Annotated in this window: 18 protein-coding genes; 10 read left to right on the top strand and 8 right to left on the bottom strand. The window is 70.2% G+C overall.

What is annotated here, in order from left to right:
• Position 1 precedes the first annotated feature (1 nt).
• The 4 genes from bagB to ACOCEP_RS08725 all read right to left on the bottom strand — a co-directional run bounded on the left by bagB (position 2) and on the right by ACOCEP_RS08725 (position 3,498).
• Positions 2-1,132, bottom strand: coding sequence for an ATPase BagB (bagB, locus tag ACOCEP_RS08740; protein ID WP_482336784.1), 1,131 nt, complete (start codon positions 1,130-1,132; stop codon positions 2-4).
• A complete protein-coding gene (gene bagA, locus ACOCEP_RS08735) occupies positions 1,132-2,136 on the bottom strand; it encodes an ATPase BagA (protein WP_125679752.1) in 1,005 nt (334 codons plus the stop codon). Before bagA ends, bagB begins: the two co-directional genes overlap by 1 nt.
• Positions 2,137-2,158: 22 nt before the next feature.
• Positions 2,159-2,407, bottom strand: coding sequence for a hypothetical protein (locus ACOCEP_RS08730; protein WP_482336783.1), 249 nt, complete (start codon positions 2,405-2,407; stop codon positions 2,159-2,161).
• A 146-nt stretch (positions 2,408-2,553) separates the two neighbouring features.
• On the bottom strand, positions 2,554-3,498 hold the full coding sequence (locus ACOCEP_RS08725; protein ID WP_482336781.1) for an esterase/lipase family protein: 945 nt from the start codon (positions 3,496-3,498) through the stop codon (positions 2,554-2,556).
• A 129-nt stretch (positions 3,499-3,627) separates the two neighbouring features.
• Between ACOCEP_RS08725 and sp36 the strand changes: the two genes are divergently transcribed.
• The 7 genes from sp36 to ACOCEP_RS08690 all read left to right on the top strand — a co-directional run bounded on the left by sp36 (position 3,628) and on the right by ACOCEP_RS08690 (position 7,988).
• Positions 3,628-3,789 carry a Sp36 family protein gene (gene sp36, locus ACOCEP_RS08720; protein ID WP_005166970.1) on the top strand — a complete coding sequence of 54 codons (162 nt, stop codon included), beginning with the start codon at positions 3,628-3,630 and terminating at the stop codon, positions 3,787-3,789.
• Between the two features lie 12 nt (positions 3,790-3,801).
• Entirely contained in the window at positions 3,802-4,257 is a 456-nt protein-coding gene (locus ACOCEP_RS08715; protein WP_482336780.1) for a RidA family protein, read from the top strand.
• Positions 4,257-4,886 carry a hypothetical protein gene (locus tag ACOCEP_RS08710; RefSeq protein WP_016337887.1) on the top strand — a complete coding sequence of 210 codons (630 nt, stop codon included), beginning with the start codon at positions 4,257-4,259 and terminating at the stop codon, positions 4,884-4,886. The genes ACOCEP_RS08715 and ACOCEP_RS08710 overlap by 1 nt, the downstream gene beginning before the upstream one ends.
• A gap of 38 nt (positions 4,887-4,924) precedes the next feature.
• Positions 4,925-6,070, top strand: a complete 1,146-nt coding sequence (locus tag ACOCEP_RS08705) for a hypothetical protein (RefSeq protein ID WP_482336779.1) — start codon at positions 4,925-4,927, stop codon at positions 6,068-6,070.
• A 90-nt stretch (positions 6,071-6,160) separates the two neighbouring features.
• Positions 6,161-6,973: an NUDIX hydrolase gene (locus tag ACOCEP_RS08700; protein WP_482336778.1), complete on the top strand. Its 813-nt coding sequence runs from the start codon at positions 6,161-6,163 to the stop codon at positions 6,971-6,973.
• Positions 6,970-7,740 (top strand): MBL fold metallo-hydrolase, encoded by a 771-nt coding sequence (locus ACOCEP_RS08695; protein ID WP_482336776.1) that lies wholly within the window; start codon positions 6,970-6,972, stop codon positions 7,738-7,740. Before ACOCEP_RS08700 ends, ACOCEP_RS08695 begins: the two co-directional genes overlap by 4 nt.
• Positions 7,737-7,988, top strand: coding sequence for a glutaredoxin family protein (locus ACOCEP_RS08690; RefSeq protein WP_034314716.1), 252 nt, complete (start codon positions 7,737-7,739; stop codon positions 7,986-7,988). The genes ACOCEP_RS08695 and ACOCEP_RS08690 overlap by 4 nt, the downstream gene beginning before the upstream one ends.
• A 290-nt stretch (positions 7,989-8,278) precedes the next feature.
• Here ACOCEP_RS08690 and dnaN read toward each other — a convergent pair whose 3' ends face one another.
• The 4 genes from dnaN to ACOCEP_RS08670 all read right to left on the bottom strand — a co-directional run bounded on the left by dnaN (position 8,279) and on the right by ACOCEP_RS08670 (position 12,163).
• Positions 8,279-9,343 (bottom strand): DNA polymerase III subunit beta, encoded by a 1,065-nt coding sequence (gene dnaN, locus ACOCEP_RS08685; RefSeq protein ID WP_482336775.1) that lies wholly within the window; start codon positions 9,341-9,343, stop codon positions 8,279-8,281.
• Between the two features lie 9 nt (positions 9,344-9,352).
• On the bottom strand, positions 9,353-10,615 hold the full coding sequence (locus ACOCEP_RS08680; protein ID WP_482339648.1) for an MFS transporter: 1,263 nt from the start codon (positions 10,613-10,615) through the stop codon (positions 9,353-9,355).
• Positions 10,616-11,077: 462 nt separating this feature from the next.
• The gene (locus tag ACOCEP_RS08675) at positions 11,078-11,752 is read right to left on the bottom strand and encodes a Crp/Fnr family transcriptional regulator (RefSeq protein ID WP_003081747.1); all 675 of its coding nucleotides are present in this window, start codon (positions 11,750-11,752) and stop codon (positions 11,078-11,080) included.
• Positions 11,753-11,911: 159 nt separating this feature from the next.
• The gene (locus ACOCEP_RS08670; RefSeq protein WP_005166943.1) at positions 11,912-12,163 is read right to left on the bottom strand and encodes a hypothetical protein; all 252 of its coding nucleotides are present in this window, start codon (positions 12,161-12,163) and stop codon (positions 11,912-11,914) included.
• A gap of 238 nt (positions 12,164-12,401) precedes the next feature.
• Here ACOCEP_RS08670 and nth point away from each other — a divergent pair, with 238 nt between their 5' ends.
• The 3 genes from nth to ACOCEP_RS08655 are packed head-to-tail and all read left to right on the top strand — an operon-like array spanning position 12,402 to position 14,382.
• Entirely contained in the window at positions 12,402-13,085 is a 684-nt protein-coding gene (gene nth, locus ACOCEP_RS08665) for an endonuclease III (RefSeq protein ID WP_482336773.1), read from the top strand.
• Positions 13,082-13,678 (top strand): TlpA family protein disulfide reductase, encoded by a 597-nt coding sequence (locus ACOCEP_RS08660; protein WP_482336772.1) that lies wholly within the window; start codon positions 13,082-13,084, stop codon positions 13,676-13,678. Before nth ends, ACOCEP_RS08660 begins: the two co-directional genes overlap by 4 nt.
• Positions 13,675-14,382: an NUDIX hydrolase gene (locus ACOCEP_RS08655; RefSeq protein ID WP_482336770.1), complete on the top strand. Its 708-nt coding sequence runs from the start codon at positions 13,675-13,677 to the stop codon at positions 14,380-14,382. The genes ACOCEP_RS08660 and ACOCEP_RS08655 overlap by 4 nt, the downstream gene beginning before the upstream one ends.
• Positions 14,383-14,388 lie beyond the last annotated feature (6 nt).

Genomic DNA, 14,388 nt, shown 5'->3' with positions numbered 1-14,388 from the left:
CTCAGGACTGGGTGGCCAGCCTGGTCCCGATGTCGCGCAGGCCTTCGAGATCGTGCACGTCACTGGGGAGCGCGGGCACCCGCACCAGCGGGACCTCGGGATGCGCCCGCGTGAACCTGGCGAGCAGCCGCGTCTCTCGATCGGCCAGCGCGACCCGGTCCGCGTGCAGGCGAAGGACGGCTTCGGCCAGCGGAGCGGCGGCTTCGCCCTTCGCGAGCTGCTCCGCGGCCGCGATGGCCTCGACGCTGGACAACGGGGCCAGCACCGGATGCGTCCGGTTCGCGACCAGCCCGGCCAGCGGCATGCTCTCCTCCGAGAGCCGCTCCACGAAGTAGGACGCCTCGCGCAGCGCGTCCGGCTCCGGCGCGGCCACCACGAGGAACGAAGTGCCTCCGGACCGCAGGAGCTCTGAGGTCTTGCGCGCGCGTTCGCGGAACCCGCCGAACATGCTGTCGAAGGCCTGCATGAACGCCGAAGCGTCGGTCAGCAGCTGGCCGCCGATGATCGTCGAGACCGCCTTCGCGAACATCGAGAACCCGGCGTTGACGACCTTCCGCAGGCCCCAGCCGCCCGCCTTGGCCGGACCGGTGAGCAGCCGGATCATCCGCCCGTCGAGCGCGCTGGAAAGCCGCGTCGGCGCGTCGAGGAAGTCCAGCGCGGACCGGCTCGGCGGCGTGTCGACGATGATCAGATCCCACTCGTCGGTGGCCGCGAGCTGCCCCAGCTTCTCCATCGCCATGTACTCCTGCGTTCCGGAGAACGAGGTGGAAATGGTCTGGTAGAAGGAGTTCTGGAGCAGCTGCTCGGCGCGTTCCGGGCCGGCGTGCACGCGCACCATGTCGTCGAAGGTGCGGCGCATGTCGAGCATCATCGCCCAGAGTTCGCCCTTGGGTTCGAAGCCTTCGACCTGCACCTGCTTCGGGTGGTTGCCCAGTTCGCGCAGGCCGAGCGCCTGCGCCAGCCGCCGGGCCGGGTCGATGGTGAGCACCACCGTCTGCCGCCCGCGTTCGGCCGCGCGCAACGCCAGCGCCGCCGCGGTGGTCGTCTTGCCGACCCCGCCGGACCCGCAGCACACGATGACCCGGCTTTCCGGATCGTCGATCAGCTTGTCGACCTCCAGGATGTCCGACATCAGCGCACCCCCTGCTCGGTCAGCGCTTCGGCGAGGTCGTAGAGGGCCGCGACGTCGACGCCGTCGGTCAGGTCCGGCAGTTCGAGGCCCGGCAAGTCCGCTTCGGACAGTTGCTCGCGGGCACGCTGCTCGGCGGCGACCCGCACGGCGTGCTCGACGGTCTCCTCGACCAGCGCGTCGAGGGTGCTGTCCGGCAGGTTCAGCCCGGCCGACGCGAGGCCGGCGCGGACGCGCGAGGCGTCGACACGGCCGTCGGCGGCGGCGGTCACCGAGCGGGCGGGCAGCCGCGGCGGGCGCACCCGGTTGACCAGCACGGCGCCGGGACGCAGGTCGGCGCCGTCGAGTTCGGCGACCGCTTCGACGGTCTCCCGCACCGGCATCTCTTCCAGCAGCGTCACCAGGTGCACCGCGGTCTCCCCGGAGTGCAGCAGCCGCACGACGCCGTCGGCCTGGCCGCGGATCGGGCCGGTCTTGGCGAGGTCGGTCAGGGCCTTGGTGACGTCGAGGAACTTCACGACCCGGCCGGTGGGCGGCGAGTCGACGACGACGGCGTCGTAGGTGTGGCGGCCGTCCGATTCGGTGCGGCCGACGCATTCCTTGATCTTCCCGGTGAGCAGGACGTCGCGAAGGCCGGGCGCGAGCGTGGTCGCGAACTCGATCGCGCCCATCCGCCGCAGCGTCCGCCCCGCGAAGCCGAGGTTGTAGAACATCTCGAAGTATTCGAGCAGCGCGGCCTCGACGTCGATGTGCAGGGCTCGCAGTTCGCCGCCGCCGGGGACGGCCGCGATGCGCTGCTCGGCGTACGGGAGCGGCTCGGTGTCGAAGAGCTGGGCGATGCCCTGGCGGCCTTCGACCTCGATCAGCAGCACCCGGCGCCCGCCTTTGGCGAGCGCGAGGCCGAGGGAGGCGGCGAGCGTGGTCTTGCCCGTCCCGCCCTTACCGGTGACGAAATGCAGCCTGGCTCTCGCGAGTTCGTCGGTCCAGCCGGCAAGGGATGTGCTCACCGGTCCCACCCTAATTGAGCGATCAGCCCGCCAGCATCATGACGCCGAGCGCGGCCACGACCAGTCCCAGAAGACTCCAGGTCAGGACGCCGGGCAGCACCGTGAGCATCACCACACCGAGCAGCAGGAGGACGACGAGGGCCACCGCGCCGGTCACCGCGACCGTTCCGGAGCGGCCCGTGCGGTCCCGCGCCTTGGCCATCAGGACCAGCACCAGCGGCAGCCCGGCCGCGGCGAGCAGGACGGTCGCGACCACACGCCAGGTCTCCACGGGCCCAGCCTAGTGGGGGCTGAAGGACGCCATACCCGCTCCATCCATGCCCCCGCCGCCACCCTCAACGGAGACGCTGCGCGCCCAGCCCTGAATTCCAGCGGTGAAAGCTCCCTTCACCGCGTCGCATGCGGGGAAAGTCCCCTTCAGCTCCCGATGGGGGTCGCGGGCACGCAGGGGACCGGCTTCGCGTGCGCCGGGTCCAGCGCGTTGAGGACGTGCCCGGCCGCGTTCTTGTCGGCGGCGACGCCGGCGTGCTCGGCCAGGTCCAGCACACAGCCGTCCTGAAGCACGATGTTCTTCACGTTCGGCCCGGAGCCCATCCCGCTCGTGTAGGGGACGACGGCTTCGTCGTAGCGGGTCATGATGTTCGTGTAGGTCACGCCCGGCTGGAAGACGCCGTTGCCCGAGCGCAGCTTCGTGAGGAACTCCGAACCGCGCAGGAACTGGCGGCACGAACCGCAGAGCGGGTCGAGGATGCCGTTGAACCCGGGCGCGAGCCCCAGCGCGCCGGCGAGCGCGTACAGATGCGAGGCGCCGAACAACGTCGTGCCGTTCCAGAGCGGGGTCAGGCTGACGTACTTGTCCACTTTGGACGCTCCGCCGAGGAACTTCACATAGTAGGAAGGCATCAGCGTGCCTTCGGAATGCCCGAGGAGGTCCACCTTGGCCGCGCCGGTCGCGCCGCGCACCTTGTCGATGAACGCCGAAAGCTCCTTCGCGCTCTGCTCCATCGGCAGCAGCCCGCCGGGCTGGTAGACCGGCAGCGGCTCGCCGGGAACGCCGTAGGTCAAGGAAAAGACGCAGTAGCCCTGGTTCTTGAGCAGCGGGGCGAACGTCTGCCAGTTCACCGTCTGGTTGGCGCCGAGGCCGTGGGTGAGCACCACCGGATTCGGATGGGCGGCGCTCGGACGGCAGCCGAAGTCGTTCGAGCCGGGCGGCGGGCCGCCGGGGTTCGCCGCTTGCGCGGGCAGCGCGGCGGCGAGTGTCCACGGGACGGGTAGTTTCTCGTCGGCGTTCGCCGGTGAAGCGCAGATCAGGGCAAGGGCCGCGGCCAGGAGGGTGGCGGCGAGGGACTTCGTCGTCCGCATGTCGGCGTCCTATCTACTCCCGAGTAGGTGTGAAGTGAACCACATCGGCGGGAAATCGGCGAACCGGTCGCGAGAGGGTTTTCCGCATGTGTGTCGGGCGCGCTTGCCGGTTTGGCTACGCTCCCGGGCATGAGCGCCACCAAGTGGGAGTACGCGACCGTCCCCCTGTTGATCCACGCCACCAAGCAGATCCTCGACCAGTGGGGCGAGGACGGCTGGGAGCTCGTCACCGTGCTCCCGAACCCGACCGGCGAGCAGCACGTCGCCTACCTCAAACGAGCGAAGAACTGAGGGATTGAAGCCATGACCTGGAGCGATCGACTCGCCGAGCTCGGGATCGAGCTGCCTGCCGTCGCCGCCCCGCTGGCGGCCTACGTGCCGGCCGTCCGCACCGGCTCGCACGTCTACACGGCCGGGCAGCTGCCCTTCGTCGCCGGTGAGCTCGAAGCGACCGGCAAGGTCGGCGCCGAGGTCAGCCCCGAAGAGGCGAAGCAGTACGCGCGGACGTCGATCCTCAACGCCCTCGCCGCGGTCGACTCGGTCGCCGGCATCGACAACGTCGTCCGCGTGGTCAAGGTCGTCGGGTTCGTGGCGTCCGCGGAGGGCTTCACCGGTCAGCCCGCGGTGATCAACGGCGCGTCCGAGCTGCTCGGCGAGATCTTCGGCGAGGCGGGCATCCACGCCCGCTCGGCCGTCGGGGTCGCCGAGCTGCCGATCGGGGCGCCGGTCGAGATCGAACTGATCGTGGAGGTGAAGTGATGGACCCGGACATCGAACGGTCCTCGCACGAGCTCCTGCTCCGGCTGGCCGGACGGCTGCCGGACCAGCTCTTGTGGCGGTTCCGTGACTGGCTGGGCGAGGGTGCGATGGGCACGCTCGCACGGACCCTGCCCAGGTCTTTGCTTAAGCACAGGATCGACCTGGATCAAACGGAGTATCGCCTGCTAGTCGCCGGGCTCATCCCTCACGGAGCCGACTGGCATCAGGTGAGTTCCACCCTGGGGGTAGACGACGTCACCGAGACCAGGTACACATTCACGCAGAGTGCGCCCGAATGGGTGAACTCCGTCGACTCTGTGTCCGTATTGATCCACGCGACGTTGCGGGGACGGCCGGATGTGGGTGAAGTGCGGCAAAGCTGGCGACACCTCGGTGTGGTCGGCGAGGGTGGGGCGAAACGAGTCCTCCTGGTCACGGCGACGAACGGGCTGCCGAGGCTGACCGGCGAACTGCAGCGCGTCCTGCGCGTGCTGGGTGACGAGGAGCCCGGCGTCGAGGTTCTCCCGCCGAGCATCGACCTCACCGGCTATCACCGCACCGCGCTCGCCAATTCCGAGCTGGTCTGTGTGGGCGCGGTGGACACCGGAAGTCGGCTGGTCGCCGCTTAACGCTCGCTCCACCAGGCGAGCCGGGAGGGAGCAGAGCAATGGTGGAGGTCCACGACGGCCCGCCCATGGACGGGTTCTCGGTGCCCCTGCGCCTGCACAACCTGTTACTGGCCCTGGCGGGTCGTATCGACGACAGTGCTTTGACCGAAGCGCGTGAGCTGATCGCGCGTGCGCACATCGACGAAGCGGTGGAGCTCACCACCGGCACCCTGATCGCGGGGAAGATCCCGGTGAGCTCCGCCGAACAGCGTGAACTCGCGCTCGTCCTCGAGATGAGCAGGTCCGACGCCACCCTGGCGAACGACCTGCTGGTCGTCGAACAGGACGAGCCGGTGCTGACCCACCGGTTCACCGGGGAGAACCAGCCCGAATTCGGCCTCGCCGAGGCGCTCGACCGCACCCTGCAGGTACTGCCGGACGTCCGGTCGGTGCACGCGGTGTGGCGGAACACGCCGGCCGGCAGCGTGCCCGGCGCGCTGCCGCAGCGGGTGGTCCTGGTCGAGATCGGGCCCGAGGGCAACCCGCCCGCGGTCGCGTTCCGCGTGGACACCGCGCTTCGCCGCGCGGGCATCCGCTCGGTCGTCGAGGTCGCGGGCCCCGGCGTCGCGCGGTCCGCGTACCACCAGGCCGCGTCTTCGGCCGCGAGCCCCGTCTGGGTCACCGGGAGTACCCATTCCAGTGACTTTCGGTCCGAGCCGGTGACCCCGCCGCCCGCTCCCGCCCCGGCTCCCGAGCCGGTCAAGGAGCAGCCGAGCAGGCACGGGCTGCGGCCGGTCGGCGGCGGCACGCACGAACCGGTCGAGCCGATCGCGCCGGTGGTGCCGATCGTGCAGCAGGCGCCCGCGGCGACGCCGCCCTCGTCTTCGTCCGAGCCGGCACCGCCGCGCAAGTCGCGGGCGGAGACCCGCGCCGAGCGCACGGCCGACCTGACGCCCGCCGAAGTGGCGCAACTGCGCCAGGCGCTCAAGGAGGACCCCGAAAAGGGCCGCGAGATCGCCACGGGCAAGCCGAGCATGCACGAGGTCGTCGAACTGCCCGCTCTCGATCTCGACGATCCCAGCCTGAGCGAGCGCGACCGCGCGCTCCTGCGCGAGCTGCACGCCGAGCTCGCCGAACGGGAGCGTGCCGAAGCGGCGAAGATCCGTCTGAACGGCGCTTCGCGCAGCAGCGGCTGGTCTTCCTGACCGAACACCACGCGTTTCGTCCTCTGGTTGCGGTAGTTGCACGCGCAACGATCGCAACCAGAGGACGAAACGCGGTGTTAGGTTGCGAGGGTGGCTGAAGAACTGACATTCGACATCCCGGTGGGGGCCGGGGTGGGCACCCGCGCCAACGCCGACGGTGAGCCGGTGACGCCCAAGGACGCGGCGACCGTGATCCTCCTCCGCGACGGCGCCGACGGCGTCGAAGTCTTCCTGCAGCACCGGGTGAAGGGCATGCCGTTCGCGGGCGGGATGACCGTCTTCCCCGGTGGCGGTGTGGATTCCCGCGATGTCGACACCACTGTGAGCTGGGCGGGCCCGGAGCCCGCCTGGTGGGCGGAGCGCTTCGGATGCGACGAGTCTTTGGCCCGCGCCCTGGTGTGCGCGGCCGTGCGAGAGACGTTCGAGGAGTCGGGCGTACTGCTCGCGAGCACCGGCGACACGGTCGTCACGGACACGACGCCGTATCACGACGCCCGCGAGAAGCTGGTCTCCCGCGAGCTCTCCCTCGCCGCGTTCCTCGAAGCGAACGGCCTGACGCTGCGCGCGGATCTCTTGCGCCCGTGGGCGAACTGGGTGACCCCGCCGCAGGAGCCGCGCCGCTACGACACCTGTTTCTTCGTCGCCGTGCTGCCCGAGGGGCAGGAGGCGGACGGTGCCACCTCCGAGGCCGTCAGCTCCGGCTGGCAGCGGCCCGAGGAGGCCATCGCCGACGCCAAGGAAGGGCGCCGCATGCTCATGCCACCGACCTGGATGACGCTGTCGGAACTGGGCGAGTTCGACTCCGCGGCCGCGGCCCAGGCCGTCGAACGCGAGATTTCGAAGATCATGCCGACGCTGGTGCGCGAAGGCGACAAGGTCCGCGTCGTCCTGGACCCGGCGTGAGCGCCCCCGCGTACGGCGTGCTGCGCCAGGTCACGCCGACGGCTTCCGTGCTGCTGGAGAACAATCCTTCGTCGATGACGTTGGAGGGCACCAATTCCTGGGTGCTGCGCGGCCCCGGCGCGGCCGGCTCCGTGGTCGTCGACCCCGGTCACGAGGACGTCGAGCATCTGACGCTGCTGGCGGAGACCGGCGCCGTCGAACTGATCGTGCTCACCCACCATCACCCCGACCACGCCGAGGGCGCGCCCTGGTTCGCCGAGCGCGTCGGTGCCCCCGTGCGGGCCTTCGACGAGAAGCTCTGCGTCGTCGGGGAGTCCCTTGTGGACGGTGAGGTGATCGAGGCGGGCGGCGTCCGGCTGTCGGTGCTGCACACGCCCGGCCACACCGGCGACTCGATCTGCCTGGTGTCCGACGGGCAGATCCTGACCGGCGACACCATCCTCGGCCGCGGCACCACCGTGCTGCACGACCTCGGCGACTACCTGCGCTCGCTGCGGAAGCTCATCGGCCTGCCCGGCGGCACCGTCGGCCTGCCGGGGCACGGCCCCGAACTGCCCGATCTGGCCGCGACCGCGCGCGAATACCTGGCGCACCGGGAAGAACGGCTCGACCAGGTGCGTTCGGCACTGGAGAAGCTCGGCGCGGACGCCACCCCGCGCCAGGTGGTCGAGGTCGTCTACGCCGATGTCGACAAGGCTTTGTGGGCGCCCGCCGAGTGGAGTGTGCAGGCGCAATTGGACTATCTGAGGTCGGAGGACGGCGAATGAGTGACGTCGAGGTCGAGTTCTACTGGCGCCCCGGATGCGGGTTCTGCGCGGCGCTGGAACGGCCGCTGTCGAAGAGCGGCTTCAAGGTCAAGCGGGTCAACATCTGGGAGGACCCGGACGCCGCCGCGCGGGTGCGTTCCGTGGCGAACGGGAACGAGGTCGTGCCGACGGTCTTCGTGGGGTCCAAGGCGATGGTGAACCCTTCGTTCGGGGAGATCGAGGCCGCCGTGAAGGCCGCCTCCGCCTGACGTGCGCTATGAACGGTCCGTTCCTCGCAAAATTTGCCAGGAACGGACCGTTCATGGCGTTCAGTGCCGGACGCCGTGTCGAGCGTCGGTGTCGCGAAAGCCACTTTGGGGACATCAGACGTCGCGAAAGTGGCTTTCGCGACACCTCTTCCGCACGGTGGCGCCATCCGGGCCGAACGCTTACCCGCCTCCACTGTGTTGGGAAAGCCACTTTCGCAACCCTCAACGTTGCGAAAGTGGCTTTCGCAACACGCCGCCCCAGCCGCCCCGGCCACGTACGAAGGCGGGAGTCAGCGCGCCAGCATCGGCATCACGTAGTACGTCAGCTCCACATCGCCCGGCTCCGCCGCCCGGATGACGCACGCTCGCATCCCGGGCTGGATCTCGAGCCGCACCCGCTCCCCGGCGAAACCCTGCAGCGCGTCCACCAGGTAGCGCGCCTGGAACGAGGGCGACGTCCGGCCGCCGGACACTTCCGCTTTCAGCGTTTCCTCCGCCTCACCGGTGTTCTGCTTGGCGCTGGCCAGCCGAAGGTGTGAGTCGCCGACCTCCAGCGTCAGCACCCGGCGATCGTCCGCGTAGACGCCGACGCGGCGCACGGCGGCGGCCAGCGCGTCGGCGGCGACCTCGACCGTCGTGTCCACAGTGGACGATTCGATCAGCTTCTCCGACAGGAATCCCGCGTCGAGTACGGCGGTGGTGACGGTGACTCCGGCCCAGCTCAGCCCGAAGCGGGTGCCGTCGCCGTGCAGGCCGACGGCGCCGTGTGCCTGCTTCGCCGTCTCCGCGAGCAGGCCCGCCGGAACCAGTGCGTCGATCGGCTCGCCTTCGGACCGCAGGGGCAGGGTGGCCACGGCCATCCGGTACCGGTCGGACGCCGTCAGCCGCAGTTCCCGGCTGAAGCTCTGCACGCGGACACCGGTGAACATCGGCAGCGCGTCGTCCTTCGCCGCCGTGCCCGCGACCGTGCGCAACGCGGTCGCCAGCGCGTGACCGTCCACTTCGGACACCTTCGGCGGCATGTCCGGGAGGTGCAGCTCGCGGCTCAGCAGCGGAAGCGCGTACCGCCCGCCTTCCACCCGCACGGCCAGCCGCGAACCCTCGACGACCAGGCGCACCAGGTCGTCGTCGAGCATGCGCAGTGTTTCCGCGAGCGGCCCGGCTGGGACGAGGACCTCACCGTCGGTGTGGACCATGGCGTCACTGGTCAGGCGGACCGCTCGTTCACTGTCGCTGCCGCCGACGGTCAGCCCGCCCTTCCCGGCGCGCAGCAGCAGGCCGGAGCGGGCCGACAGCAGCCGGGCGGCGGCGGTGACGGCGGACGAGAGGGAGCGGGTGTCGGCAGTCAGGTCCATGCCCGCAAGCTAGCGGGCGGCACCGACAAGTTCGGGCGCTTCGGCGACGGCCGCGGCGGGCTGCGGGCGGAAGGTGCCGCGCAGCAGCCACACCACCGCGGCGAGCGCGAACCCGACCACGCCGGCGGCGAGGAACGCCGCTTCGTGCCCGGCGTGCTCGACGAGGTAACCGCTGATCGACTGCCCGAACGCGAGGCCGAGGGTCACCGCGGTGAGCACCCAGCCGAACGCCTCGGCCGCCGTGCCCTTCGGCGCAGCGATCTCGATGGCCGCCGAGTGGGTCGTGGACTGCGGGGTGATGAGCGCGCCCGCGGCGAGCATGGCGAGCGCGAGGCCCCAGAGCGAACCCGGCAGCGCGAGCAGCGCCACCAGCGCGCCGAATCCGGCCAGCAGCACCGGCAACCGCAGGCCCATCTGACGTGGCCACGGGCGCAGGCTGTACGCCACCCCGAACGCGACCGAGCTGACCGACCAGGCCGAGAGCAGCAGACCGCCGATGGAGGTGTTCCCCGCCTCGGTGGCGGCCGCCGGGACGGCGACCTCGACGAATCCGATCACCGCGCCGAAGCCCAGCGCGGCGATCGCGAGCGTGCGCATCCCGGGGCTGGCCAGCGCGCCGAGCAGTTTGCCGCCCGTCGACGGCGACGGCCCCCACGCGCGCACGGTCGGGCTCAGCGCGAACAGGACCGCGCCCGCGATCATGGTCAGCGAGCCGGTCACGATGCCGGTGCCCGCCCACGGCGCGGCGATCAGCAGCCCCGCGAACCCGGGTCCGAGGATGAAGAAGACCTCCATGCTGATCGCCTCGTAGGAGAACGCGGCGTTCCGCGTCGGCCCGGCGGGCAGCAGCCGTGTCCACAACGCCCGCGAGGCCGAACCGACCATCGGTTCCGTGATCCCGGTGCCGAAGGCCAGCGGGACCAGCACGAGCGTCGGGGCGTGCGCCTCGATCGCGAACACCAGCCCGGTCATCGCCAGCGCGAAGAGCACCGTGGTGGTCAGCAGCGGCCGGGTCGGCCCGAACCGGTCGATGAGCCTTCCCTGCACGACCGCGCCCACGGAGACGCCCACCAGCGACCCGGCCGACACCAGTCCGGCCGCGGCGAAGGAGCCCGTCTCACGCTGGACGTAGAGCAGCGCGGAGATACCGATCATCGCGATCGGCAGGCGGGCGAACAGCGACGCGATCACCGCCCCGCGGGATCCGGGCGCGGTCAGCGCGGCCCGGTAGTCGGCGAGGGAGGTGCGGTGGCTCTCGGCGGAAGCGGACACAGACTGGGACACGCGTACCAGTATGAACACTTTGGTACGCGAGTACCAGTTCCCTGGCGGTAAGTTTGGTCACCACCGGATTCGGGTACTACGGCCGGTGAAGCGGCCCAGTTCGTCACGATCAGGTAACAGTCGGTCGATTCTGGGTCATTCGGGGCAACAAATCGACGCGTTCGGCGTCCTTGAGAGTGAAAGAGCTTGAGTTCACGGCCGATGGCCGTGGATGGTTGTACGACAAACACACAGTCTCCAGCTCCCTCCGGCGTACGGGTCGGGGCCTTGTTCCGGAGGGCGGGGAGCGCGGATCGTCGGGGGATGGTCCGCGCACAGCGAAGAGCCGGTGCGCCACGTCGGGGGTGGCGCCCGGCTCTTCGTTGTGTCAAGCACTGTGTCCAGCACTAGTACGTGAAGGCCCCCTTCACTGCGCTAGGCGCAATGAAGGGGGCCTTCACGTACTTGAAATCAACGCGCGCGGCGGGCCAGGCGTTCCGGGTCCAGGATCAGGACGCTCTTGCCTTCGAGCCGCAGCCAGCCGCGGTGCGCGAAGTCGGCGAGAGCCTTGTTGACGGTCTCGCGCGAAGCGCCGACGTACTGGGCGATCTCTTCCTGCGTCAGGTCGTGCGTGACCCGCAGCAGGCCGGCCTCCTGGCTGCCGAAACGCTGCGCCAGCTGCAGCAGCGCACGCGCCACGCGACCGGGGACGTCGGTGAAGATCAGCTCGGCGACCATGTTGTTCGTCCGGCGCAGCCTGCGGGCGACCACCCGCAGTAACTGCTCGGCGATCTCCGGGCGGGTGGAGATCCACTGCCGCAGCGCCGGGCGGTCCATCGTCACCGCGCGGACCTCGGTCACCGTCGTCGCGCTGGACGTCCGCGGGCCGGGGTCGAAAATGGACAGCTCGCCGAACATGTCGGACGGGCCGAAGATGCCCAGCAGGTTCTCGCGGCCGTCGGGTGACTTGCGGCCGATCTTCACCTTGCCGGACTGGATGATGTAAAGCTTGTCGCCGGGTTCACCCTCGTTGAAGATGACATGCCCGCGAGGGAACTCCACGGATTCCAAGGTCTGTGCCAGCGCCTCGGCGGCTGCCGGCTCAACACCCTGGAAAATGCCCGCTCGGGCCAGGGTTTCGTCCACCTCGGGTGCCTCCTCATCGAGATACGACGTCGATCCTCATTCTGCCGAGGACCGTGTCGTCGATCACTTTTCGCGTCAGTCTAGGTCGTGCGCGCGAGATCGCTCGTCGGCACGCCGAACGCGCGGGCGGCCGGGAACGATCTCGCTCGAACGTGGAGCCTAACTCCGCACGCGTCGCGCGCGAAGCCTGGCCGCCTTCCCGCCCAGCCTGCGCAGCCGGAAAAGCTCGAGCGCGCGCCCGATGCCGTGCCCGTAAAGGGCCCTGACCTCGTTGGGCTGAGCCTGCTCGAGGAACTCCTCGACCTCGTTCTCCTGCACCGCGACGTGCTTGAGCCTGGTCTCCACGCGTTCCATGAACAGCGCGAAGAACATGATCACCAGGGGTACCAGGATGACGAACCAGACGGTCATGAGCCCTGCCCAGGGAATTCCGAAAAGTTGTGCATTACTCCAGATCCTCGCTCATGGCGTCCTCGATCGAAGCGCCGAGGTGGTGCTCTGGCGTGTCGGCCGTCGACCGGCGGGATGCTCCCACTGGCTCGTCCGATGGCGCCCGTAGGCTATCGGGGTGCCTCCTGCCCCTGCCAATGCCCCCCGCGCGGGGGGCAAGGGTGAAAGCCGGCTCGCATTGGTGAGACGCGCCAGGCGGATGAAGCGTTGCCTCGACGACGAGTTCCCGGACGCGCACTGTGAGCTTGACTTCACCACTCCACTCGAATTGCTGGTCGCGGTCGTGCTGTCGGCGCAGACCACCGACGTCCGCGTGAATCAGGTCACGCCCGCGCTCTTCGCCCGTTTTCGGACGGCCGCCGATTACGCCGGCGCCGACCGCGCCGAACTCGAGGAGTACCTCCGGCCGACGGGGTTCTTCCGCGCCAAGGCGAACTCGGTGATGGGCCTGGGCGCCGCGCTGGTGGAGCGCTACGACGGCGAAGTGCCCGGCAAGCTGAAGGACCTCGTCACCCTGCCGGGGGTCGGCCGCAAGACGGCCAACGTCGTGCTCGGCGACGCCTTCGGGGTCCCCGGGATCACCGTCGACACCCATTTCGGCCGTCTGGTCCGCCGCTGGGGCTGGACCGAGGAGGAGGACCCGGTCAAGGTCGAGCACGCCGTCGGCGAGCTGATCCCGCGCAAGGAGTGGACGCTCCTCTCGCACCGGACGATCTTCCACGGCCGTCGCGTGTGCCATGCCCGTAAACCAGCCTGTGGTGCCTGCCCGCTGGCCAAGATGTGCCCCTCGTACGGAATCGGCCCGACGGGGTTCGAGGAGGCCGCCAAGCTGGTCAAGGGCGAGGAGCGCGAGCACATCCTGGAACTGGCGGCCCGCCGGTGACCAGGGTCACCAAGCTGGCCCTCGGTGCCGCGGTGCTCGTGGTGGCCCTGATCGTCGCGCTGCTCACGACGCGGGACGGCCAGGCGCCCGCCAAGACGTCGGGGGATCTCGCGGCCGCGCGTGCGAAGGCCGCGCTGGCGCCGTGCCCGCCGCCTGGGCTCGGTGAGGTGGCGAAGCTGCGCGGAGTCGACGTCGAATGCCTCGGCGACGGCTCCCGGGTCGACCTCGCCAAGGTGGTCTCGGGCGGGCCCGTGCTGGTCAACCTGTGGGCGTCGTGGTGCGAGCCGTGCCGTGCCGAGCTGCCGTTGCTCCAGGAGTACGCCGCGTCGCCCGGTGCCGCGCGCGTGCTCCTCGTTCAGGTCGCGAGCTCCGGGGCCGACGGGTTGGCCCTGCTGGCCGAACTCGGTGTCCGGCTGCCGTCCGTGTTCGACGGTGACGGACAGTCGGGTCCGGTGCGGACGGCACTGAAGGTCCCTTCCTCCCTCCCGGCGACGTACCTGGTCACGGCGGGTGGCGACGTCCGGCTCATCGAGAACCCACGCGTCTTCCTGAACACTGACCAGGTGCGCGCCGCTGTGGAAGGGACACCATGACCGGCCCCCTCGTGGATCCCGACGCCGTGCCCTCCTGGTTGCAGCCGCTGGTCAAGATCAGCGGCGAGATCGGCGCGGACGCGTTCAGCCGGTTCAGCGTGCCGCGGGACGCCACCTACCGGTCCGCTTCCGTCCTGATGCTCTTCGGCGAGGGCCCGCAGGGGCCCGACGTCCTGCTTCAGCGCCGCGCCGACACGCTCGGCTCGCACGCGGGCCAGGTCAGTTTCCCCGGCGGTGGCGCCGAACCCGACGACGGCGGGCCGGTCGGCACCGCGTTGCGCGAAGCGGAGGAGGAGACCGGCGTCGAACCCGCGGGTGTGCTGCCGGTGGCGATCTTCCCGGAACTTTTCGTGCCTGTGTCGAGCTTCGCCGTGACGCCGGTGCTCGCCTACTGGCGGACGCCGTCGCCGGTGCACGCCGTGGACCCCGGCGAGACGGCGGCGGTGGCCAGGGTGCCGATCGCCGAGCTCACCGACCCGGCCAACCGGTTCCAGGTCCAACGCGCGGGCTACGACTGGAGGGGCCCCGCGTTCGACGTCGGCGGGATGTTCGTCTGGGGGTTCACCGGCGGCCTGCTGGCGATGACGTTGTCGCTCGGCGGCTGGGAACGGGACTGGGACCACGGCGACGTCCGGGAGCTTGACGTAGCGTTGGCCGAACATCAGGCGCGGGTCGACGGGCGGCAAGTGCCGGAGAAGGAGTAGGCGCCG

It is taken from the genome of Amycolatopsis sp. CA-211722, assembly GCF_056828465.1.
Note: the sequence above shows the minus strand (reverse complement) of the source record. Positions and strands in the feature narration are given on the sequence as shown.

Coding starts and splice junctions, on each gene's coding strand:
- sp36 (WP_005166970.1), top strand. CDS start 3,628: ATGAGCGCCACCAAGTGGGAGTACGCGACCGTCCCCCTGTTGATCCAC.
- ACOCEP_RS08715 (WP_482336780.1), top strand. CDS start 3,802: ATGACCTGGAGCGATCGACTCGCCGAGCTCGGGATCGAGCTGCCTGCC.
- bagB (WP_482336784.1), bottom strand. CDS start 1,132: ATGTCGGACATCCTGGAGGTCGACAAGCTGATCGACGATCCGGAAAGC.
- ACOCEP_RS08670 (WP_005166943.1), bottom strand. CDS start 12,163: ATGACCGTCTGGTTCGTCATCCTGGTACCCCTGGTGATCATGTTCTTC.
- ACOCEP_RS08725 (WP_482336781.1), bottom strand. CDS start 3,498: ATGCGGACGACGAAGTCCCTCGCCGCCACCCTCCTGGCCGCGGCCCTT.
- ACOCEP_RS08705 (WP_482336779.1), top strand. CDS start 4,925: ATGGTGGAGGTCCACGACGGCCCGCCCATGGACGGGTTCTCGGTGCCC.
- ACOCEP_RS08690 (WP_034314716.1), top strand. CDS start 7,737: ATGAGTGACGTCGAGGTCGAGTTCTACTGGCGCCCCGGATGCGGGTTC.
- ACOCEP_RS08710 (WP_016337887.1), top strand. CDS start 4,257: ATGGACCCGGACATCGAACGGTCCTCGCACGAGCTCCTGCTCCGGCTG.
- nth (WP_482336773.1), top strand. CDS start 12,402: ATGAAGCGTTGCCTCGACGACGAGTTCCCGGACGCGCACTGTGAGCTT.
- dnaN (WP_482336775.1), bottom strand. CDS start 9,343: ATGGACCTGACTGCCGACACCCGCTCCCTCTCGTCCGCCGTCACCGCC.
- ACOCEP_RS08655 (WP_482336770.1), top strand. CDS start 13,675: ATGACCGGCCCCCTCGTGGATCCCGACGCCGTGCCCTCCTGGTTGCAG.